The sequence below is a fragment of the Paenibacillus sp. YPG26 genome (genome assembly GCF_023704175.1).
GTDB lineage: Bacteria > Bacillota > Bacilli > Paenibacillales > Paenibacillaceae > Fontibacillus.
Genome location: NZ_CP084530.1, coordinates 3697560 through 3718422 on the forward strand (window position 1 = coordinate 3697560; position 20863 = coordinate 3718422).

At 53.5% G+C, this 20863-nt stretch carries 18 protein-coding genes and 1 pseudogene; 8 read left to right on the forward strand and 11 right to left on the reverse strand.

Annotated elements, in window-relative coordinates; all coding sequences use genetic code 11:
- Nucleotides 1-58: 58 nt before the first annotated feature.
- From LDO05_RS17515 to LDO05_RS17550, 8 genes are all read right to left on the reverse strand, one after another.
- Nucleotides 59-1987, reverse strand: coding sequence for an oligosaccharide flippase family protein (locus LDO05_RS17515; protein ID WP_251376592.1), 1929 nt, complete (start codon nucleotides 1985-1987; stop codon nucleotides 59-61).
- Between the two features lie 6 nt (nucleotides 1988-1993).
- The gene (locus tag LDO05_RS17520; protein ID WP_251376593.1) at nucleotides 1994-3118 is read right to left on the reverse strand and encodes a DegT/DnrJ/EryC1/StrS family aminotransferase; all 1125 of its coding nucleotides are present in this window, start codon (nucleotides 3116-3118) and stop codon (nucleotides 1994-1996) included.
- 3 nt (nucleotides 3119-3121) lie between these two features.
- Nucleotides 3122-3703: an acyltransferase gene (locus LDO05_RS17525; protein WP_251376594.1), complete on the reverse strand. Its 582-nt coding sequence runs from the start codon at nucleotides 3701-3703 to the stop codon at nucleotides 3122-3124.
- 93 nt (nucleotides 3704-3796) lie between these two features.
- Nucleotides 3797-5134: a nucleotide sugar dehydrogenase gene (locus LDO05_RS17530; protein ID WP_251376595.1), complete on the reverse strand. Its 1338-nt coding sequence runs from the start codon at nucleotides 5132-5134 to the stop codon at nucleotides 3797-3799.
- A 26-nt stretch (nucleotides 5135-5160) separates the two neighbouring features.
- Nucleotides 5161-6174, reverse strand: coding sequence for a Gfo/Idh/MocA family protein (locus tag LDO05_RS17535; protein ID WP_251376596.1), 1014 nt, complete (start codon nucleotides 6172-6174; stop codon nucleotides 5161-5163).
- 343 nt (nucleotides 6175-6517) lie between these two features.
- The gene (locus LDO05_RS17540; protein ID WP_346657593.1) at nucleotides 6518-7159 is read right to left on the reverse strand and encodes a YveK family protein; all 642 of its coding nucleotides are present in this window, start codon (nucleotides 7157-7159) and stop codon (nucleotides 6518-6520) included.
- Nucleotides 7160-7209: 50 nt separating this feature from the next.
- Nucleotides 7210-8262, reverse strand: a complete 1053-nt coding sequence (locus tag LDO05_RS17545) for a polysaccharide deacetylase family protein (protein WP_251376598.1) — start codon at nucleotides 8260-8262, stop codon at nucleotides 7210-7212.
- 127 nt (nucleotides 8263-8389) lie between these two features.
- Complete coding sequence (locus LDO05_RS17550; RefSeq protein ID WP_251376599.1) at nucleotides 8390-9769, reverse strand: glycoside hydrolase family 55 protein; 1380 nt, start codon at nucleotides 9767-9769, stop codon at nucleotides 8390-8392.
- A gap of 273 nt (nucleotides 9770-10042) precedes the next feature.
- On the opposite strand from LDO05_RS17550, the gene LDO05_RS17555 reads away from it, so the two are divergent.
- Nucleotides 10043-11008 (forward strand): GNAT family N-acetyltransferase, encoded by a 966-nt coding sequence (locus tag LDO05_RS17555; protein ID WP_251376600.1) that lies wholly within the window; start codon nucleotides 10043-10045, stop codon nucleotides 11006-11008.
- Between the two features lie 59 nt (nucleotides 11009-11067).
- Here the strand turns inward: LDO05_RS17555 and LDO05_RS17560 are convergent.
- Nucleotides 11068-11436, reverse strand: a pseudogene (locus LDO05_RS17560) (HNH endonuclease); the annotation flags it as partial.
- A gap of 969 nt (nucleotides 11437-12405) precedes the next feature.
- Between LDO05_RS17560 and LDO05_RS17565 the strand changes: the two are divergent.
- A complete protein-coding gene (locus LDO05_RS17565) occupies nucleotides 12406-13950 on the forward strand; it encodes an alpha-amylase (RefSeq protein ID WP_251376601.1) in 1545 nt (514 codons plus the stop codon).
- Nucleotides 13951-14061: 111 nt separating this feature from the next.
- Nucleotides 14062-14235 (forward strand): CsbD family protein, encoded by a 174-nt coding sequence (locus LDO05_RS17570; RefSeq protein WP_251376602.1) that lies wholly within the window; start codon nucleotides 14062-14064, stop codon nucleotides 14233-14235.
- A 204-nt stretch (nucleotides 14236-14439) separates the two neighbouring features.
- Here LDO05_RS17570 and LDO05_RS17575 read toward each other — a convergent pair whose 3' ends face one another.
- A complete protein-coding gene (locus LDO05_RS17575; RefSeq protein WP_251376603.1) occupies nucleotides 14440-15903 on the reverse strand; it encodes an MFS transporter in 1464 nt (487 codons plus the stop codon).
- A gap of 175 nt (nucleotides 15904-16078) precedes the next feature.
- Here LDO05_RS17575 and LDO05_RS17580 point away from each other — a divergent pair, with 175 nt between their 5' ends.
- Nucleotides 16079-16672: a TetR/AcrR family transcriptional regulator gene (locus LDO05_RS17580; protein WP_251376604.1), complete on the forward strand. Its 594-nt coding sequence runs from the start codon at nucleotides 16079-16081 to the stop codon at nucleotides 16670-16672.
- 117 nt (nucleotides 16673-16789) lie between these two features.
- Here the strand turns inward: LDO05_RS17580 and LDO05_RS17585 are convergent, their stop codons facing one another.
- The gene (locus LDO05_RS17585; RefSeq protein ID WP_251376605.1) at nucleotides 16790-17797 is read right to left on the reverse strand and encodes an iron-hydroxamate ABC transporter substrate-binding protein; all 1008 of its coding nucleotides are present in this window, start codon (nucleotides 17795-17797) and stop codon (nucleotides 16790-16792) included.
- Nucleotides 17798-18035: 238 nt separating this feature from the next.
- Here LDO05_RS17585 and LDO05_RS17590 point away from each other — a divergent pair, with 238 nt between their 5' ends.
- From LDO05_RS17590 to LDO05_RS17605, 4 genes are all read left to right on the forward strand, one after another.
- On the forward strand, nucleotides 18036-18269 hold the full coding sequence (locus LDO05_RS17590; protein ID WP_346657594.1) for a helix-turn-helix transcriptional regulator: 234 nt from the start codon (nucleotides 18036-18038) through the stop codon (nucleotides 18267-18269).
- A complete protein-coding gene (locus LDO05_RS17595) occupies nucleotides 18262-18591 on the forward strand; it encodes a hypothetical protein (protein ID WP_251376606.1) in 330 nt (109 codons plus the stop codon). The genes LDO05_RS17590 and LDO05_RS17595 overlap by 8 nt, the downstream gene beginning before the upstream one ends.
- Nucleotides 18592-18733: 142 nt before the next feature.
- A complete protein-coding gene (locus tag LDO05_RS17600; protein ID WP_251376607.1) occupies nucleotides 18734-19360 on the forward strand; it encodes a TetR/AcrR family transcriptional regulator in 627 nt (208 codons plus the stop codon).
- 36 nt (nucleotides 19361-19396) lie between these two features.
- Nucleotides 19397-20671 carry an MFS transporter gene (locus LDO05_RS17605; RefSeq protein ID WP_251376608.1) on the forward strand — a complete coding sequence of 425 codons (1275 nt, stop codon included), beginning with the start codon at nucleotides 19397-19399 and terminating at the stop codon, nucleotides 20669-20671.
- Nucleotides 20672-20863 lie beyond the last annotated feature (192 nt).

Genomic DNA, 20863 nt, shown 5'->3' on the forward strand with positions numbered 1-20863 from the left:
ATACTCCCTTTCCGGCCTGCGCTCTAATGGAGAACGTAGCATTAGCATCGCGATCTCGTTACCCTCGTTCCTTTGTATTTTGAGTGACGGAGCTGCCTGACTGCAGGCTTGTTGATGGCCCTTCGGAAGGCTCCGCTGAAGCGATGGCTTCCGAATCGGAGGAGGCTCTATCCGCTGACACAGCTAACCCCGGGTCCGATGGAATCTGCTGCTGAGCCGCTTCATTCTGCGGCCCTTCATCCTGCTCATCTTCATCCTGCCTCGCTTCATCCTGCTTGGCTTGATTCTGCCCGGCTCCACCTTGCCTGGTTTCACCCTGCCCAACTTCACTCTGCCTCGCTTCATCCCAGGCGGCTTGATCCTGCTGCCGGATCTCATTCCGCTCTGCCTCATCCTGCCTCGCTTCATCCTGCTCACCTTCATCCTGTCTCGCTTCATCCTGTCCGGCCGTACCCTGCCCGGCAGCCTGCATAATATGCCTAGCTGCATCAGCATAGGTGATCCTCTCCCGCAGCCTGCTGCTGTCCCGGATCTCCCGCTGTTCCCGAAGCCATCGAAGCTTCACCTCATACAGCTCCTGTCCGCAGATATCGCGGACTTCGGGCATTTCAAGCCGAGCTTCTTCATCAGAGGGCGCCGGGTCCGCCGGATGTTCTCCCGCTCCTAGTGCATGGCGGCGTAGAGCACCCACTTCCCCGTTCCCTCCGCCAGACTCGTATTTCTTAATGGACATCCAGGATAATCCAAGATGAAGAACATAGCCGAGTGTGGAGGCAAGGCTGAAGAACATAATCACCATCTCCGGCGTCTGGTTCGTGTACAGTGCCAGAACCAGTGCCGAGGCAATGATGAATGCACGGATAATCTCCCGGTATAAATGGAGCTCCTGCCTCTCCATAACATCAATGGTGCTGCCAACGGAATTGGCTACGAACTGGCTTAAATACATCACCGACAGAATACGAATGTAGTGTCCGGACTCCCTCCACTCATCACCGAACAGGAGAGAGAACGCAGCCGGACCGATGGTGAAGAAGACCGCAATGATGGCAAGTCCCAATACGAAGACATGCCGCACAGTCTTGAGGAACAATGGCCGCAGCTGGCCGGGGTCCGAAATCATATATTGGGATGACTCTGCCAGATACACATTGCGGACAGAGCTCATAATGAGTGTCATCGGTGAACCCAGAATACGCTGTCCCAGCGCGAACCAGCCGGCTACATGGACTCCATAAAAGGTTGCCAGCCATATCGTCGGCAGATAGATGACCACGCTGTTAAGCATATTGGATGCCAGTGACAGCTGAGGGAAACGCCTATACCGATAGGCGCTCTCCCGCAGATCCGGCCACTTGAGCCGAATGGAATGCTGCCGCATGTCACTGCGCCACTGCTTCCACTGGGGAAGCAAGCCGCCGAACCTTCCGAGAATGTCCCCCGCAATCAGTCCGAGCGGCCCGAAGTGAAATAAGCTTAGGGTTATCTGCGAGGACACCTGCCCGATGCTCTGCGTATACTTGGTTCTGGCGAGCTTGTGGTAATGCTTCTTCCGGATCAGCCAGTAGTTCAGAATCTGGTAACAGCCCCCGAAGAACAGGCTGATAGCGAACAGCAAGGAGTAGTGGGGCAGGTCTCGGTCCTGCAGCCAGACCGAGAGCGGCTGCTGGAGCAGATAGATCGCAATCCCGCTGACCACACTCACCCCGCTGCAGATCAGCAGACATAGTCCGAGAACGCTGGAGGCTGTCTTGTCGTCTTCGGGCAGCGTGACGGCATTTTCATAGGAGAAGGACACCAGCATTAGCAGAATACCCATGACGGACAAGTAGATAGAGTAGGTGCCGTATTCAGCCGGGGTATATAATCTTGTCACTAGCGGCAGTGTCGCAAGAATGATCAGCTGGCTGATCAATGTGCCGCTGGCAAGCACAAGGACACTGCGTAAGAATTTATCCAGCGCTAGCTTTCTGAAATAATTCCGCATGGGTTCCTACCCGAGAGCCAGGATCACAGACTCAGCCACAAATTGTTGTACAGAGACTTCGATCTTCGGTCCGATCGGCAGAGACAGAACCTCCCCGGCAAGCTGCTCCGCAGCCGGCTGGCTGATTCTCAAGTGATGATAGACAGGCAGCTGATGCACAGGAACCGGATAGTAGACCACCGAGCTGATTCCTTTTGCCGCAAGCTTGTTCTGAATCTCATCGCGTCTTCCATCCAGCACACGGATCGTGAACTGATGATAGACATGCCTTCCATAGCCCTCTTCAGCAGGCAGGAGAATCCCCGGAGTTCTGTACAGCAGCTCCCGGTATACACCGGCTGAGTTTCTGCGCGCTTTATTCCATTCGTCGATATAAGGAAGCTTCACCCTTAGAATGGCGGCCTGTATTTCATCCAGACGTGAGTTATAGCCGACAAGCTCGTTCAGATACTTTTTCTTCGATCCATGGGCTCTGAGCATAGAAATTTTCTCCGCGAACACCTCATTGTTCGTCGTAATCATTCCCCCATCCCCATATGCCCCCAGATTCTTGGAAGGGAAAAAGGAGAAGCAGCCGAAATCCCCGATCGTACCGGCCTTCCTCCCTTTATACTCAGCTCCAAAGGCCTGGGCGGTATCCTCCACAACATAGAGCCCGTAGCGGTCCGCCAGCGCCAGAATCGGATCCATGTCCACCACTTGACCGAATAGATGAACAGGAATCACCGCCTTGGTCCGCGGGGTAATTACGTCCTCAACCCGGTTCACATCCAGATTGAAGGTCCGGGGATCGACATCGGCGAATACCGGGGTTGCTCCCACCTGGCTGATGGCCTCGGCCGTAGCGAAGAAGGTGAACGGGGTGGTAATTACCTCATCGCCCGGGCCCACCCCGGCAGCCAGCAGCGCGAGTACAAGCGCGTCTGTTCCCGAATTGAGTGCAATCGCATGCTGCACACCGAGGTATTCCGCGGCTTCCCGCTCAAATTCATGCACATTCTCCCCCATGATGAACGCGCCTTTGTCCAATACGTCCTCAATCGAACGCAGCAGTTGGGGCTTCAGCTCCAGAATCTCGTGGCTAAGATCCAGGACTGGGACGCGCTTTAAGGTTACTTGCGGCTGCTCCATCCTCTACACCTCTTTCGTTAAATGAACTATGTCCTGGTCCAATTCATATTCGCGTCCGCATGCCGCGCAGACAGCATCTCCATCCGCGAACTGAAGCGTCACCCCGCACTTGCACACCCAGCCGATCCGGCGGGCTGGAACTCCCGCACAGAGGGCATGGGACGGCACGTCCCTGTGAACAACGGCCCCTGCCGCAATCAGGGCCCACTCGCCAATCGTCACCCCGCATACCACAGTGGCATTGGCTCCGATCGAAGCTCCCCGCTTCACAACAGTTCTCCGGTAATCTTCGCTTGTATTGCGGGGAAATGCCGCTCTCGGCGTCAACACATTCGTGAACACCATACTGGGCCCACAGAATACGTCATCCTCAAGCACGACCCCTTCATACACGGAGACATTATTTTGGATCTTCACTCCAGTGCCAATCGTGACATGATTCCCGACGTATACGTTCTGCCCCAGGCTGCACCGGCTGCCAACAATAGAGGCCGAAGACACATGCGTGAAATGCCAGATCCTCGAATCCTCCCCAATGACGGCCCCGTCATCAATGACCGCGGTGGGATGTGCATAATAAGTCATGAGTACCTAAGCTCCTTTGGAATTGCTCTAAAATAACTCTGGAATGCGGACTGCATGCAGCCCGTTCAAGCCGCGTTACACCCCGCACCACAGCTATAACAGGTAGTAGTCCTTGGGCTTATCCATTCCCCTCAGCCCATTGCGCGTATCGAACAGGCATCGGCACGAGCTGCGGATAAGCTCGTAATCAAATCCCGAATGATCCGTTGTGATGACCGTAATGTCCGCTGCCTGAGCCCGGCCTGCGGTCAGCTCCACACATTCGTAATCCCGCCCGCCATGTCTGAATGCCTGAATGTGGGTATCGCTAACCCACACCTCGGCGCCCCGCTCCTCCAGCTGTTCAATGATCTTGAGCACCGGCGACTCCCGGTAGTCATCGATGTCCTTCTTGTAGGCGACGCCAAGCAGATAGACCCGCGAACCGCTGATGGGCTTCTTGTATTTGTTCAGAATCTCACCTATTCTTTGTACAACGAACTCGGGCATCGCATGATTAATCTCTCCGGCAAGCTCGATGAGCCGGGTATGGTAGTTGTATTCCCTAGCCTTCCAGGTCAGGTAGAACGGGTCGATCGGGATGCAGTGCCCGCCAAGTCCCGGACCAGGATAGAATGCCATGAACCCATAGGGCTTCGTCTTCGCCGCGTCGATGACTTCCCATACATTGATGCCCATTCGGCTGCACAGCACGGCCATTTCATTGGCCAAGGCAATGTTAATATGCCTGAACGTATTCTCGTAGATCTTCTCCATCTCGGCGACAGAGGGACTGGAGACCACATGGACATGACCATCCAGCACCTCGGCATACAAGGTCTGTGCCACCTTGGAGCAGGCTGAAGTAATCCCGCCCACCACCTTGGGCGTGTTCTTCGTGTTGAACGATTTATTGCCCGGATCCACCCGCTCCGGCGAATAAGCGAGGAAGAAGTCCTCTCCGCATCTTAGGCCCGTCGCCTCCAGGATCGGTCTCACCAGCTCCTCGGTCGTCCCTGGATATGTAGTGCTCTCGAGCACCACCAGCATGCCCGGATGAAGGTATCTGGCGATCTCCCGGGTGGAATTCTCCACATAACTCGTATCCGGCTGCTGATAAGTATCGAGCGGAGTGGGCACACAGATCGCTACTGCATCCACTTCCCGGAGAAAAGAGTAATCCGGCGTAGCCTGCAGCAGCCCCTTCTGCACAATACTCCGCAAATCCTCATCCACCACATCTCCAATGTAATTGACACCGCTGTTCACCATATCGATCTTGCTCATCTGCACGTCAAGACCAATCACACGGTAGCCTGCCTTCGCCTTCTCTACAGCCAGCGGCAGTCCAACATAACCAAGACCGATCACTCCGATTACCGCTGCCCTGCTCAGCAGCTTCTCCATCAAGAGCGCGCTGTAATCCTGCTGCTTAGCCTTTTCCCCAAGCATGATCTAGCCTCCGTCCTCATATTCGGTCAGGTATGAATCTCCTGCCGGCCGGCAGCCGCGATGATCTCATCCACCAGCCGGACAGCGCGAATTCCGTCGTCCACCGTTACAGCCGGATTCCGGTCCTCCTCAATCGCCCGCATCATGTCCTCAAGAATCCGCTGATGGCCGGGTATTCCATAAGGGTCCAGCTCCACCCGCTGGGTGATCATGTCGATCTCCCCCTGGGTCATGGTGGAGCACTTCCATTGCTTGATCCAGTTCGCGGTAGGTCCTCCGATCATCACATAACCATGCTCGCCGAATATACTGATCGACTCCTCAAGGTTATGTTCATATACAGTCGTTGCCGCCTCTACAACTCCCAGCACCCCGCTGTTGAACCGCAAGGCCGCGATCGCCACGTCCTCGGTCTCGATCCGGCGCAGTCTCGTATCCGCCATGGCCTGCACCTTGGCGACAGGGCCCAGCAGCCAGAGCAGCAGATCAAGGCTGTGTATAGCCTGGTTCATCAGCACCCCGCCATCCATCTCCCTTGTGCCGCGCCAGGCCGCCTGATCGTAGTAAGCCTGGGACCGGTTCCAGCGTACGGTAGCATTCACATGGCTGATCTTGCCGAGCAGCCCGCTGTCCAGCGCCCATTTCAAATAACGGATGGCCGGCCGGTACCGGTTCGGGTGCACGACAGCCGCCTTGACTCCGCTAAGCCTGACCGCCTCCCGGATGATCTCCCCATCCCGGAGCGTCAGCGCCACCGGCTTCTCGATTACCAGGTGCTTGCCCGCCAGGGCCGCCGCCTCAGCGAGCCTTGCATGAGTTCCGCTCGGCGTGCAGATGCAGACCAGGTCAATCTCCGGCATCTGCCGGAGCATCTCGTTCATGCTGGTGAATGCGGCTGCTCCGCATCTCGCCTGCAGCGCCTCCAGCTTGACCGGGTCTGTATCGCACAACGCGGCCAGCTTGGCACCCTCCAGTGCCCGGATAGCCTCTATATGCCTCAGGGCAATATGCCCACACCCTACGATGGCGCATTGGATCATAAGTAACTCCTCCATGTCTTTTTTCTATTTGCAAATATAGGCTTAGCTGAAATGTTCACTTGTCAGGGTACGGTCATAACTTGGGAAGATGCTGGGTTTGCTGGGTTTGCTGGGTTTGCTGGGTTTGCTGGGTTTGCTGGGTTTGCTGGGTTTGCTGGGTTTCCTGGACTCTTGGATCTCCTGGATCTCCTGGATCTCCTGGTTACCCTTGGTCACTGCCCATCTCCAGGGTTCTTTGGTATATAACGCAACCACGGCTGCATTCCGTATACACAGGCGCAGGTGTCCGCTGCTGCAGTTCCAAGCATCCCCCTTTGCCCGCGGCTCCCTGTATGCCATTTTGCTAAGCCGACTTCCCGATTTTGCCGCTCCGCGTGCCGCTGCCCGGGCGCGACAACCGCCGCTTCTCCAGCAGCAGAGAGAGGCTTAAGGCGGTAAATACACCGATAAGCACGCCCAGCGCCAGGTTGAACATCTTCTTCGGGCTCACCGGCTCGGAAGCCTGATCCATATCCGCATAATCGAGCACCGTCACCTTGGCGCTGGAGACAATCCCTTTGGACTTGCTGATGAAGGTATCCGCGAAAGCATTCACAATAGATACCGCGCTCTGTGGATCACGGTCTGTGGCATACAAATGAATGACCAGCGTGCCGGGATCGGTGCGTACCTTGATTTTCCGCAGCAGCAGGGTCGGGGACTCTTTCAGGGACAGCTTCCTCTTCACTTCACCCGCCACACTGCGGCTCTGGATTGTGTCCTCATAGGTCTTGGTCAGCATCTGACTCGCCAAAAGCTCATTGTAGGTGCCTGATTCATTCGACTGGGAGATATTCGCCATCAAGCTGGCGGAGGCCTGATACTGCGGCTGAACGAGCACATTGATCAGATAGGCGCCGCCCACGCAGACCAGAATCGCCAGAGTGGCTACGATGTAATGTCTTTGGACCGATTTCAATAGGAAAATGACATTCAACACACTCACCCTACCTTTTACCTTTATAGCTGTACGGAATGGAACTTGGGGCCGGTTCCCTAAGCATTCAGTTCTCTGGGCCCTTCCACAGGGTCTCCCATGAACGGCAATTCACAGGCCGGCTCGCTGCCAAGGATCTGATCGCTCAGTTCCTCCATATTGCGGCTCTCCATTCCATACAGCGACTGCAGCCTCTTATAATGAGCGATGATCTCCTCCAGCAGCTTCAAATTGCGGCCCTGTTCATCCACCAGATTGTAGGGATGGCACCACAGATGATAGACCTGCTTGTTCCGCGCGGCATAAGTCATTCCCTTCAGAATTCTTCTCCGCCGAAGCGGCTCCAGAAGCGCGAGTCTCCCCGAGTAGGATCGCAGGAAGTGGCTGGCCGGCAGGTCAAGCGGCTCCCCCTGCTCGGGAGCTTCCGGGGTATAGCAATGAAATCCCGACAGGTTGAGATAGGTATCCATCAAGCGGAGAGCCCGCCGCGGCAGGGCGTCGCCCGTGCGGTATCCCCTCCTGTACAGCCAGTGCTTCGGGTTGCCCCGATAAGCCCGGATTCCTTCTGGAAGGAGCAGCGGCAGATAGGCGGGGTTGACCTGATTACGCGGGAACACGATACTTTCAAGCCGTATCCCCTGACGCTCCGCGATCCGGACTGCTGCCTGCAGGTCTGCCTGGAATGCCGCCGAGTCTTGTCCCGCTTCCAGGCAGTAGTAATGCGAGAATGTATGCGTGGATACGCGCTGATACCGGGTCTCCTCAATCCGTCTGATCAAGGACAGACCGTAATGCGAGGCGTCAGTCTGCTCATCCGTACCGACAACGCCGCTTGCCAGATGCGGATAGGGAGACAGATTGGCATCCTGATAAGCGGGGAGCCTTGCGGGTATCCCGTGTAACAGCTGGTCCTTGGAATTGAAGAACATCAACCCTACGGTTGCCCAGGTCGCATGAATTCCACTGCGCTCAAATAGATCCAGTACGCGCGGAATAATCTCTCTTTCTTTGGCCAAATGCCCCAGGTAGTGGGATATCGGGCAAATATCCCGGATTCCCCAGTACAATTCAAAATCCATGGATATGACGAATTGACCGTGGTTCATAGGCATTGCGTTATTAAGTCCCCCTTAGTCCCGAATCCTTGTCATACGCTATTTCATAGATATACAAATAGAGCGGCCGTTATGCCAAAAACATAGCTTCAGCATAAAGACCGCTCTATAATCGGGCTCAAGATCAGGCTCTGACTGTCACATTCCGGTTGGTTGGAGCCAATTGAATGTTGAAGGTGGAGGCCTCAATCCGATTTCCCCCAAGCGCAAGATTAACCTGCGTATATCCGTCAAGATAAGTAGACAGATCGATACCACCGCCATCACTCATCCGAATCGTATTGTCCTTGATAACTCCGAAGTCCGCATTTTGCCAGGTCCAGATCGCCCGCTCGCCGTTCTCGATCGTATTGTTCTTGATCGTGAAATTGTGAATGTTGCCCAGACGGATTGCCGTGGTTCCCTTGATATTACTGCCGCTGCCCATGATAATTCTGTTGTTCGAGATCACCGTGTTGCGCACCGTCTCCATAGCACTGACCTCAATCGCCGCGTAGAAGCTGCCGATTCCGTCAATCACATTCGAATAGATAATATTGTTGCTTCCGTACACACTGACCGCGGAGAACATATCCGGTGCAAGCTTCCCCTTATTGACGCCCTGATAGAAGTTGTTGTTCAGAAAAGAGTTCACAATATGGTTGCCGCTAACCTTGACTCCCTGGGCGTAGATCTTCATTCCGCGCTTCGCGCAGTACTCAAGCAGATTGCCTGAGATCAGACTGTCTGTGTTCTCGCCGCCATTCTCATCCATAGCCGGGTCTTCATAGTAAATGCCGTCTCCATCGTCGGCAGGACCGATATGATGGATATGCGAATTGGTAATCATGACCCGTCTGGCTGCTTGCTCATTCGAGCCCCATGTTGTTGTAATATAGATCCCCCGGGCAATCATAGACCCATTTGCCTGGTTGATCGCATAAATGTTTTTCACTTCCGAGCTGTCGATCTTAATCTGGCTGGTATTGCCGTATACCACAATTCCGGCGACCACTTCCGAGTAACCCTCTTCATCCGGGTTCCTGCTCTGGGAAGCATTGGCGGCCGTAACTCCGGATATATTCACGCGCTGAACGCCCCCGCCCACGACAAGAACGCGGTTAACCTGCTTGTTCCCGTCCAGACTGAGATTGCAGATCTCCACATCACTGCCGGTAACCCGCATCAGCTCCCAGCCGAATCGACTGCCCGAAGCCTTAATCACCGAATCACTGCCCTGTCCCACCAGCTTGGTTCTGCTGCCGACGATCAGCGTGCGGTTAGGATCTATCACATAGGAACCTTTGGGGAAAAACACACTCGCCCCTCTTCCAGCCGCCTGATCAAGCGCCTTCTGGACAAAGGGGGTATCATCATCCCGCCCGTTTCCTTTGGCACCGATCTGCCTTACATTGATGACGCTGCCGGGGCTGCCAAGCTGGCTGATCACAGCCTGCTGGACCGTATCGCCCGAATTCGCCATAGCGAGAATGGCGAGCATGACCTGCTTGAAGAATCTTTTCACTCTGCATCCCTCCATGACATGACACAATAGCTTGGCTAACCTTCTGGTTGTAACCGTCTGTCGCTGTATATAAGATAGGGTCGGATGCGTCCTCTATAGCCAAATTCTAACATCCCGTCTGTGCGTTAAGAATCAGTATTAGCCTAATTCCCACTGTCTAAGCAGCCCGAATATGACAGGAGCATAAAGGGGCGGGACGGGAATATACATGCATGTATGGGGAGTTTGGGAAGACAAGCTCTATATTTCTGTAGGATAGGAGAGTAAGGATCCATGTATGATATGAAGCTGCTGGAGCAATGGGCAGAGTTCAACCGCCGGAAATGGGGATGCCGTGCCGCGATTCGCAGCTTCCAGGCGTCCCGCTCGAACAGCCGCTGTGAAAGCCTGTTTTTCTATACCCGGAGGGGAAAGCTCTACCTTCCGCCCCTTAATCTATATCATCCTACTCTATTTCAAGCCACGCCTACGTCCAAGGCCCACCGGATCAGCACCCAGTGGCACGAAGCCGCAAGGCAGATGATCGCGGAGATGTGTACGGTTATGGGAACCGCCGGCTTCTGCCTGCCGCCCGGATTCACCGATGTGCGTCCATTTATCTGGCAGGGCTTCGAGGTGGTCGTGAAGTACACCTACTATCTGGACTTTCCCTTTAGCCTTGAGAATGCCAGCGGCGATATCCGTAGCCGGGTCAAGAGGGCCTCATCAGAAGGCTACTATGTCCGGCGGACGGCGAATATGAAGGAAGTGCATGAGTGCCTGACCGGTACGGAGGCCAGGCAAGGCTTTTCACATAATTTGTCACTCCGGGATCTGGAGCTGGCTCAGGAGCTTCTAGGTGAGAATGCCTTCCGCTGTTATGTGTGTTATTCGAGGGAGGGGGAGCCGGTCAGCGCAAGCGCGGTTCTGGTGCTTGACCCGGATCGGCCCCAGTGGTGGATCGCCGGCAGCAAGGCGGCGCATCTCAGCAAGGGCGTAGTCCAGCTGCTGCAGAGCGTCCTGCTTCAGGAACTGTCGGACCTCGGCATGAAGGGGTTTGACTTCGCCGGAGCCAACATTCCGTCCGTAGCCAAGTCCAAGGCACCTTGGGGCGGCAATCTCGTTCCCTATTATCTGGTCAAGAAACGGGTATTCAAGGACGTGCTGCGGGTGTCCTGGAACTGGTGGAGATTCAGATCCAACAGACTTCAGCGCCGCTTAGGCAAGGCAAAAGGGCTATTCCGCCGTCATCTTGGATGACTTGGGGAATAGCCCTTCGTTATGGCCAGATATACAATTTGCTGCGTTCTTGTAAAAAGCTAAATTTCCTTCAGGAATTCCTCCGCATCCTTATCCGCCTTCATCTGGTTGCACAGGTTGCAGGCACAGACACAATTGTCCGGTGTCGTATGGCCTCCCTTGGCCCGTGGCAGCAAGTGGTCAATGGTATCTCCATACTTACCGCAGAAGTAACAGGTATAGTCATCACGGGTCAATATATACCTGCGGAAGCCCTTGCTTGTGTACAGGCGGCGGATCGTATGTGGATTCACCACGACGGCGGCGTGCTCCCTGACCAGGGTCACGGCCAGCTCCAGATCAACCTCCTGCTGCCAGCCCCGGCCCCGGTCGGTCCGGCCGCGCATGCGGATCGAGCCGAGATGATTCGGCCGCAGCCGGGTCGGATCACCCGGGTCGGCTGTATTCGTCTGCCTGCCGGGGACAGGCCGGGTCGGCGGGCTCTGCCGCTGGGCTCCGCCGCCCGGCTGCTCTGCTCCGGGCGGTCCGGCAGCCAGCGCCCGGGAGACACCCGCCCATGCGGACGGTCCGGCGGACAGCGCCTCGGGGGCTCCCGCCGACGCGGACGGCACGGCGGACAGCGCCTGGGAGGCTCCCGCCGACGCGGACGGCACGGCGGACAGCGCCCGGGGGGCTTCCGCCGACGCGGATGGCCCGGCGGACGGTGCCTGGCGAGCTCCCCCGGCGGCGGCGCTCGCCGCTGTCGCGGGCTTCCGCAGCTGAGCGGGACCTCCCGCGGGCGGGTGCGAGGGATGCTCCGGTGCCGCGGGTTGGGAGGCATCCATCGCAGAGGAAGCCTCCTTAAGCTTGCGGCGGCAAGCGCGGCAGGTTCCCCTGCGGGCGCCCGGCCTGCTCCCCCTGCCGGTTCGGCGGAGAAATTCCGTAACCGGCCTCTTTTCGTGACACTGGGCACACTGCTTATATGTAGTCGGTTCGTTAGAAGTCATTGTGTGCGGGGCCTCTTTTTCCGGATGTATGACCTGATCCTGCCCCTTTTCTCACCTCTTATTGTTCATTGATTGGACACGAAGATCCCTGCCCGTCCTACCGCAAATGATGGAAGAATGCCCCCGGCCATACTCGGAATAATTCCAGCCGGGCTCCTCCTGACTTATTAGACTCTGACTGGCACAGTCTCTTAATTTATACCACTTTTTCGTGCTTTTGAAGCTGCGATGCGGGTTAAGGTGACCTTTGAACGAACTTCCTTTCCTATATTTATGGCCAATTTCATACTATTTCAGAAATCCTGCACTCCCTCGGACCTTGCTTGGTTAAAATATACAGCCGATTGGGTAATGCTTAATTATGCAGGTTTAAGTACAGGATGCCTGTGCTGATGGAGGAGGAGTCCAGAGTTGAAGAGAAATCATACGATTATGCAGTTTTTTGAATGGCATGTAGAGCCGGACGGGAAGCACTGGAATCGGCTGTCGGAGCTTGCTCCCGAACTCAAGGCCGTAGGCATTGATGCCGTATGGGTACCGCCTGTCACAAAAGCAATTACAACTGAAGATACCGGCTACGGTGTTTATGACCTATATGATCTGGGTGAGTTTGACCAAAAAGGAAACGTGCGCACCAAATACGGAACAAAGGATGAGCTGGTCAAGGCCATCGCGACCTGTCAGCAGAATGGGATTCTCGTCTATGTGGACCTTGTTATGAATCATAAAGCAGGCGCGGACGAGACCGAGCGCTTTGAAGTGATTGAAGTCGATCCGAATAACCGGACCGAAGACATATCGGAGCCGTTCGAGATCGAGGGATGGACCAAGTTCACATTCCCTGGCCGCGGTAATACTTACTCCCCTTTCAAATGGAACTGGAAGCATTTCAACGGAACGGATTATGACAATAAGGAAGGGCGTTCCGGTATCTTCCGTATCCATGCGGAGAACAAGCAGTGGGCCGAGAATGTGGATGATGAATTCGGCAATTATGACTATCTGATGTTCGCGAACATCGATTACAGCCATCCGGATGTACGTCAGGAGATGCTGGATTGGGGCAAGTGGCTCGTGGATACGCTGCAGTGCGGTGGATATCGGCTTGATGCGATCAAGCATATCAACCACGACTTTGTCCGGGAATTCGCAACAGCGATGAAGAAGAAGCGCGGAGAGGACTTCTACATCGTAGGGGAGTTCTGGAAGGATGAACTGGAGGCGTGTCAGAACTTTCTCAACACGGTCGATTACAAAATCGATCTGTTCGATGTCTCTCTCCACTACAAGCTGTATGAGGCTTCGCATGCGGGGAATTCCTTTGACCTCACGACCATATTCCACGATACGCTAGTTGGCTCCCACCCGCTGAATGCTGTAACTTTTGTAGATAATCATGACTCCCAGCCCAATGAGGCGCTGGAATCATGGGTGGAGGATTGGTTCAAGCCAAGCGCATATGCCCTGATCCTGCTCCGCAAGGATGGCTATCCGGTTGTATTCTATGGCGATTATTACGGCATAGGCGGAGAGCACCCGATTGAAGGGAAAAAGGATCAGCTCGATCCCCTGCTCTGTGCCCGCTATAACAAGGCTTACGGGGATCAGGAAGACTACTTCGACCACCCGAATACGATTGGCTGGGTACGATTTGGAGTTCCGGAGATTGAGCGCTCCGGCTGTGCAGTAGTCATCTCCAACGGAGATGATGGAGAGAAGCGGATGAATGTCGGGAAGGACCGGGCCGGTGAAGTGTGGGTGGATCTCACAGGAACCCGTGAAGACCAGATTACCATTGAGGAAGACGGTTTTGCCGTCTTCCCGGTTAATGGCGGTAGTGTATCCGTCTGGGCCCAGCCAGACACCGATGTGGATCCTGGGGAAGAGATTCGGCCTGAGGACCTTATCTGCGGACAACCGGAAGAGGGACATTTCGGGCTTGAAGAGCAGGCTTAAGAAAGACCGCCGGAGGTTCTGCCGGGACTGCCCGGTTATTCCCGCCCATCTGATTGATTATTCTCCTATCGGGTAAATACTCTATACACTAACCGTAAGGAGTTGTTGAATATGAGTCATGATAACGGACTTAGCGATAAGATCAAAGGCGGCGTATCCAAAGCCAAAGGCGAAGTGAAAGATCAGGTCGGGAATGCGACGGACAACGCTTCACTTCAGGCTGAGGGCAAGGCAGACAAAGCCAAGGGCGCTGTTCAACAAAAAATCGGCGAACTCAAAGACTAAGACAGCTTAAAGATCAAGGCACTCTCAGCAGAAGCTAACATAGATAATTAAGAAATACCCCCTCCCATGTTGAAGATGGGCGGGGGTATTTTGCAGATGAAAGACACCTGATGAAATGAACTAAGCTAAATCATACATAACCTTTATTCTCTTGGTGATGGATTTATCCATTTTATTAACCGCAGTCCATGCCTAAGCGGAGAGCTAAGCCTGAGCCTCCCGGTTACCCGCAAGCGGGCGGCTCCGATATCTGCGAACAAGGATATATCCGGCTGCAGCCAGGGTAGCAAGGCCGGCGTCCGCAGCGATGAGAAGCTGATAACTCTTCATATAATCGTACAGGATTCCACCAAGCAGCGCCCCCAGAATTCCTCCGCCCTGATGGAATAGGAGCAGCGTTCCTACAAGCTTGCCTTTAATTCCTGCCAGCTGATCCGCGATCATAAGTCCGCCCGGGATCGCTCCCAAGTAAGTTATTCCGAAGGCAAAAGCAAAAACGGCCGGCGACCAGGAGAAATGCGCGAACAGTATCATAAAGCCAAGTACGCGAATCCCATATAGCATGGACATGATATAGGTCTTATCCCCCCGGTCCAGAAGAAATCCAAAGGTGAAGGAACCCACAATCTCCATGATGCCCAAAATTGCCATGCCTGCGGCTATAGAGGTTTGGGAGACCCCAGCCTCCTGATGAATAGCTACGAGATTCATCTCCACGGTTCCCATGTTGAACCCGCACACGAACAGTGCGAGCCCAATCACCGTCAGAACCGCCAGCTGTGATCTCCCGAGCTGCTTCAAGCCTCCTGCAGCCATGGATGTACCAGGAACTGTTCCTGCTGCGCTGTTGGAAGCCCTGTTTCCTTTGTCTCCAGCTCCCTCTGCTCCGTCAGGAACCCCAGTTCCTCTACCTCCAGCTCCCTCTGCTCCGTCAGGAACCCCAGTTCCTCTACCTCCAGCTCCCTCTGCTCTGTCAGGAACCCCAGTTTCTCTACCTCCAGCTCCCTCTGCTCTGTCAGGAACCCCAGTTTCTCTACCTCCAGCTCCGCTATCTCCCGTTCCTCCTGCTGACGCTTCATGCTTCCCCGGGTGCGGGATGAATAACAGAATTAAGGGAAGGGTTACAACAAGTCCAAGCAGACATGAGGCCAGGAAGGTAACCTTCCAGCTGAGCCAGGCATTCTGTGCGAAGATCGGTGTACATACGGCGAGCCCGATGGAAGAAGCACTCTGGATCAAAGCGATCGCCTTCGCTCTGTGCTTACTGAACCAGCTGAAGAGCAGAACATAGGTTGCTGAGGCTCCAATTCCGGCAAGGCCGCTAATGACCCCATACCCGGTGAAGAACAGCAGCGGATGCTGCCCGAGGCAGACCACCCCTGTACCGATTATGCCGAGAGTCGTGCTGAGCAGCATCACCTTTCTCACCCCATAGCGGTCAATCATCCAGCCGCCGAGAGGGGCGCAGAGAGCTGCAATCAGTAAGTTGGTTGACCAGGATAACGAGATGAATCCTCTCCCGATATGGAGATCATCTGAAATCTGTATCTGATAGAAGGCCATGATGAACCGGGATAATGCCCCAATGAAGCCAACAACCCATAAGACTCCGAGCCCAATCCATGGGCTTCTGCGGCCCTTGTCTACAATATTTCTCAAGCCTGCCAACAAGCCTACTCCCCCTTTACTTCTCTCTAAAAATTGAGCATGCTATAATCTCTTTAGTTCGTGAAAATCTAAATATCACTCTAAAGGTACCGATCGGTATCTTTATATTAGCATAAGAATCCCATTCTTCAATACCATAATTTAACTATTATTCAGATTACGGAGGGAATGCGTCATGACCAAGGGGGAGCAGACTCGCAGATATATCATCAAGCAGTCCGCAGAGCTTTTTAACCAGCATGGATATGCAGGTTCTTCTCTTTCAGATATCACCCTCGTTACAGGGATTAAGAAGGGGGGATTGTACCGCCATTTTGCGAGTAAGGACGAAATTGCCGTTGAGGCTTTCCAGTACGCCTGTCAGGTCGTTGGAGGCAAATTCAGAGAAGCTGCCGAGCAGGAGAGTACTTCATCCGATAAGCTGATGGCCTACTTCCGTGTCTATGAGCATGTAGCTGATTCACCGCCTTTCATTGGCGGCTGTCCTCTGCTGAATACGGCAGTAGAGTCGGACGATTCCCATCCACTACTGCGCTCCGAAGCTCAGGAGAGCTCACGGAGAACCTTGGAGGCACTCAGGAATATTGTAGAGCAGGGCAAGGCGGATGGTGAATTCAGGGACGAGGTTGACGCGGAAGCCGTTGCTATGTTCACCTTGTCCCTGCTTGAAGGCGGAATCATGCTGAGCAAGCTTGAAGGCAGCAATCGGCCCATGCAGCTGAATATGCGGAACTATTCGAGCTATCTCGAACAGCTCTGTCGTAGATAAGCACCGTTCGGCAATTCTGAAAATTCTATTACATCCGTTACGCCAAAAACCCGGCTTGCGCAGGATCAAGAACCTCGCAAGCCGGGTTTTCTATAGAATATATACTCTCGATTAGTGTTACTTCACTAATGATTTGACCGCATCATCGATGGTCAGCTGGTTGGCAACCGCACCGCTGTACAGCCAGCTGCTCGTCCTGCTCATCTCAAAGACATGGCCCGCTTTGACCGCCGGGATTCCCTTCCAAATCGGGCTGTTCAGCGTGTCATCCGCACCTTGGCCTTTGTCGCTGTTCACCAGGAAAATATAATCCGCCTTCAGCTCCGCCAGCTTCTCAAGCGTGATCGGATTCCAGCTTGCGCGGTCCTTCTCCGGAATATCGGTAACCAGATTCGGAGGCTGAATGCCCAGGTCGCCGTACAATACCGCTCCGCTGGAGACAGTCTGATCTACCAGGTAGAAGTTCTTCTGTGTAAGCCAGAGAATGGCTGCTGTCTTCGTCCCGATAGAAGCGCTGATCTTCTCCTTGGCCTCTTTGGCTTTGGCATCATAGTCGCTGATTGCCTTCTTCGCTTCCTCGGATTTGTTCAGAATCTCACCAATCTTAAGCAGCGCCTTCCGCCAATCCTTGTTCACCGCATCCCCGAGTACGTAGGTAGGTGCGATCTTGCTGTATTGATCATACAGACCCTTCTGAACCTGAGACTCCGAACCGATAATGATTAGATCCGGACCCAGGCTCAGCACCGACTCAGTCGGCAGATCATAAGAGATTGTTGGAATGCCTTTCAAGCTCGTCTGCAGATATTCCTGAATCCCGTTAGCTACAGACCACTGGGCAACCGGCTTGACGCCAATGGCTGCTAAATGATCTTCAAGATACGAAGCCAACACCTTCTGCGGATTAGCCGGAATAGTGACCTTATGACCCATCGCATCGGTCATTACCTTCTCCTTGGGCCCTTCGGCGCTGCCCGCCGGTGTACTGCCTTGCTCAGCCTGACCTGCTGAATTATTCGTATCTGCAGCCTTGCTTCCACAAGCGCTAAGAATCATAGTTACAGCCAACAGACTGATAAACAACAGACTCCACTTATTTCTTCTGTTCTGAAATGAACCTTTCATGACTTCCTCCTCGGGTAAATAAATTCATAATATCAATGATAATAATTATCATTATCACTGTCAACTCCTAAATCAGCTGCATCTGCCTAACCTGGCTGCTAGCCTCTATATATTACCCAAGCTGGAATAAATTCAACGGAACCTCATTTCCAGAAATAATTTTATACAAGTTAGTATAACTTTACTTTACTTTTTTAAAAGTATAAGTTACACTAAGAACGGAAGGAGTTGTTAAACATTGGAAAACACATCAGATTCAATTGTGAACAAGGTTTATGAATTCAGAGTGCTGAAAAAGATGTCTCAAAGTGAGCTTGCCAAGGTGGTCGGTGTATCCAAACAGACCATATTTGTCATGGAAAAGAATAACTACTCTCCCTCCCTCCTGCTGGCTTACCGCATTGCCAATTTTTTTGAAGTGAGTATTGAAGAAATCTTCGCCTACAAAGAAGGGGGCCCTCACAATGATTAATAACCTGGACACGTGGTTAGGCAACGGCAGCAACTTCAATCTGTTCATCGGAATCGTTACTTTCATTGGAATCCTAAGTATAAGTATATATACTTACTTCCTGAATAAGATTGGCAAAAAAGATGAATACAGCATGCAAATCAGACTTAATGTAATGAATAAGATGTTCATCACGCTTGCGATCTTGTTCATCGCTTTTATCTTTGTGGTTCCAAGTGGTCTCGTGTACTACAAACAGTTAATCTACCTGTGTGTATCTATTACAGCCCTTGTTGGCGCTGTATCCGCTGCATATTACTATGTTAGGGACTTCAAGAATTAAGGTGAGAATCCAGTCATTCAGTAACCTGAACCGACTCAGCTCCCCCATTAAATTCCAAATCCCCTCTTGCAAAATGAACCGTGTGTCATTTATATTAATGACACACGGTTCATCTATTTTTTTCAGCCAGAAAGGTGATCATATGTCCCCGAAAATTTCAGACGAAGTCAAAGAGCAGCGCAGGCAGCAGATTCTCGAAGCGGCAGAACGTGTCTTCATACGCACAGGTTATGAGCTGGCTACGATGAAGGATATCGTGGAGGAAGCGGAGATGAGCCGCGGCTGGATTTACCTGTATTTTCAGACCAAGGAAGAGATCTTTGAAGCCCTGATTGCGAAATATGAACAGGAGACCGAGACTATATTTAGTGTATTGATGACCACCTCTCCAAGCATCTGGGCAGCCCTTGAGACCCTGCTGGGCGAACAGAAGAAAGCCATGTGCACCTTAGAGAACAGCCTGGCTTCTGCCTACTATGAATATTTCATCTCAGGTTACCGTGATCAGGACAGACGAGTACGCCTGACCCGTCACTATGAGAGGACGCTTGGCAACATCCGTCGTCTTATCGAGGCGGGGACCGCCGCAGGTGAATTTCACCCCACTCTGCCAACTGAACTCATCGGCAAGATCATGACTTCGAATATGGAAGGCATCATGAGTCTGGCCATGGCTGTGGGAACAGAACAAGCGGAAGCCTCCGCACAGATTGATGCCCTGATTCCCTACTTCAAGCTGCTGCTGGGCGTTAACGAACTATCGGATTAGTGGAATTACATTTCGTTAATAAAGGAGCCTGTTCATATGCAGTTGTTCAAAAATTTAACGTTCACCAAAATGTTCCTCGCCAATTTCACCTCGCAGCTGGGTACGGTGGTCGGAAATATGGCCTTTGTCTTCTACCTGCTGGATCACTTCAGCACCCAGCCAGTCTACGCCACGATTGCCGAGCTGATGTACTCGCTCCCCACCCTGGCCGTCTTCCTGTTCGTGGGGGTACTGGCTGACAAGCTGGACCGCAAGCGGATCGCCATGAACAGCGATTGGATCCGGGCCGGGCTTACGATTCTGCTCCTCGTGGCTGTTCACCAGGAGTGGATCACTGCGGCCTTCTGCATTCTGTTCCTGCGCAGCGCGGTATCCAAATTCTTCGTGCCTGCCGAGACAAGTCTGCTTCAAGGCATTATGAGGGAGGATCAATATGTTCAGGCTGCGGGTCTGAATCAATCGGTCATGGGGATCTTCATGCTCTTCGGAACCGGCCTCGGATCGATATTCTACACTTATCTCGGCATTGAGGCTGCCATCATTATTGATGGCGTCAGCTTCCTGGTCTCCGGGCTGCTGATCGCCAGATGCAGGTTCGAACCCGAGGTTCGCCTCCCGAACGGCCCGGCGAAGCTTGGCGATCTGCATATCCGCAGCATAGCGCGGGAGTTCTGGCAGGGCCTGACGTATATCCGCGGCAACCGGCTGCTGATGGCTATCATCTCCGGCTTTCTCGTATTTGGCCTGATCAACGGGGTGTTCGCGGTCCTGCCTATTTTCACGATGAAATATAAGCTTAGCCCGGAGCATTATCAGACCTATTCAGCCCTCATTACCGTATGCCTGGGAATCGGCTACCTGATCGGCAGCGCCGCGGGACCTACATTGATCAAGAAGTTCTCCAAAGTATCCGTCCTGATTGCGGGTCTTATGCTGTCTGCGCTATTTACTCTTCTGCTTGGATTCATAAATGAGGTATGGGTCTATCTCGCACTTGTTCTTGTCGTTGGAGTGATTCTCGCCCCGGTCAACGTGGTCTTCGGCGGGTGGCTGCCGGAGCTGGTGGACCCGGGCAGCATGGGCCGCGTCAGTGCCTGGATTGATCCTCTGATGATGCTGGGCCAATCCGTCTCCCTGGGGCTGCTTGCGATTGCTTTTCCTAAATATGTATCCATTGAAATGCTCTACATCCTGCTGGGCTTCTGTATTCTTGCTGTCAGCTCCTATTACTGGTTCGTGCTTCCCTCACTGGACCGGAGATATCGGGCGAAGAATTCTCATACACCGGCTGCATCGATATCCGCTGAATGAACTGCGATTCAAGCAGCTGGGTCTGTGGTAAATAATCGGGGCCGGGACATTGGCAGCTGGCTTGCTTCAGCTGAGCAGAGGAGAACGGCCTGACTATCTATGCAATGCGGAATGTACGACGCCTTTCAGCTAAAACTAAGGTTGGGCGCGTAGAATGACTACTAGCCCAGTTCGGCCTGGATGGGAAATGTG

What these genes read in the sequence shown, in the direction of transcription:
- LDO05_RS17515 (WP_251376592.1), bottom strand. Translation starts at nt 1,987, where the DNA reads ATGCGGAATTATTTCAGAAAGCTAGCGCTGGATAAATTCTTACGCAGT.
- LDO05_RS17520 (WP_251376593.1), bottom strand. Translation starts at nt 3,118, where the DNA reads ATGGAGCAGCCGCAAGTAACCTTAAAGCGCGTCCCAGTCCTGGATCTT.
- LDO05_RS17525 (WP_251376594.1), bottom strand. Translation starts at nt 3,703, where the DNA reads ATGACTTATTATGCACATCCCACCGCGGTCATTGATGACGGGGCCGTC.
- LDO05_RS17530 (WP_251376595.1), bottom strand. Translation starts at nt 5,134, where the DNA reads ATGCTTGGGGAAAAGGCTAAGCAGCAGGATTACAGCGCGCTCTTGATG.
- LDO05_RS17535 (WP_251376596.1), bottom strand. Translation starts at nt 6,174, where the DNA reads ATGATCCAATGCGCCATCGTAGGGTGTGGGCATATTGCCCTGAGGCAT.
- LDO05_RS17545 (WP_251376598.1), bottom strand. Translation starts at nt 8,262, where the DNA reads ATGCCTATGAACCACGGTCAATTCGTCATATCCATGGATTTTGAATTG.
- LDO05_RS17555 (WP_251376600.1), top strand. Translation starts at nt 10,043, where the DNA reads ATGTATGATATGAAGCTGCTGGAGCAATGGGCAGAGTTCAACCGCCGG.
- LDO05_RS17570 (WP_251376602.1), top strand. Translation starts at nt 14,062, where the DNA reads ATGAGTCATGATAACGGACTTAGCGATAAGATCAAAGGCGGCGTATCC.
- LDO05_RS17580 (WP_251376604.1), top strand. Translation starts at nt 16,079, where the DNA reads ATGACCAAGGGGGAGCAGACTCGCAGATATATCATCAAGCAGTCCGCA.
- LDO05_RS17585 (WP_251376605.1), bottom strand. Translation starts at nt 17,797, where the DNA reads ATGAAAGGTTCATTTCAGAACAGAAGAAATAAGTGGAGTCTGTTGTTT.
- LDO05_RS17595 (WP_251376606.1), top strand. Translation starts at nt 18,262, where the DNA reads ATGATTAATAACCTGGACACGTGGTTAGGCAACGGCAGCAACTTCAAT.
- LDO05_RS17600 (WP_251376607.1), top strand. Translation starts at nt 18,734, where the DNA reads ATGTCCCCGAAAATTTCAGACGAAGTCAAAGAGCAGCGCAGGCAGCAG.
- LDO05_RS17605 (WP_251376608.1), top strand. Translation starts at nt 19,397, where the DNA reads ATGCAGTTGTTCAAAAATTTAACGTTCACCAAAATGTTCCTCGCCAAT.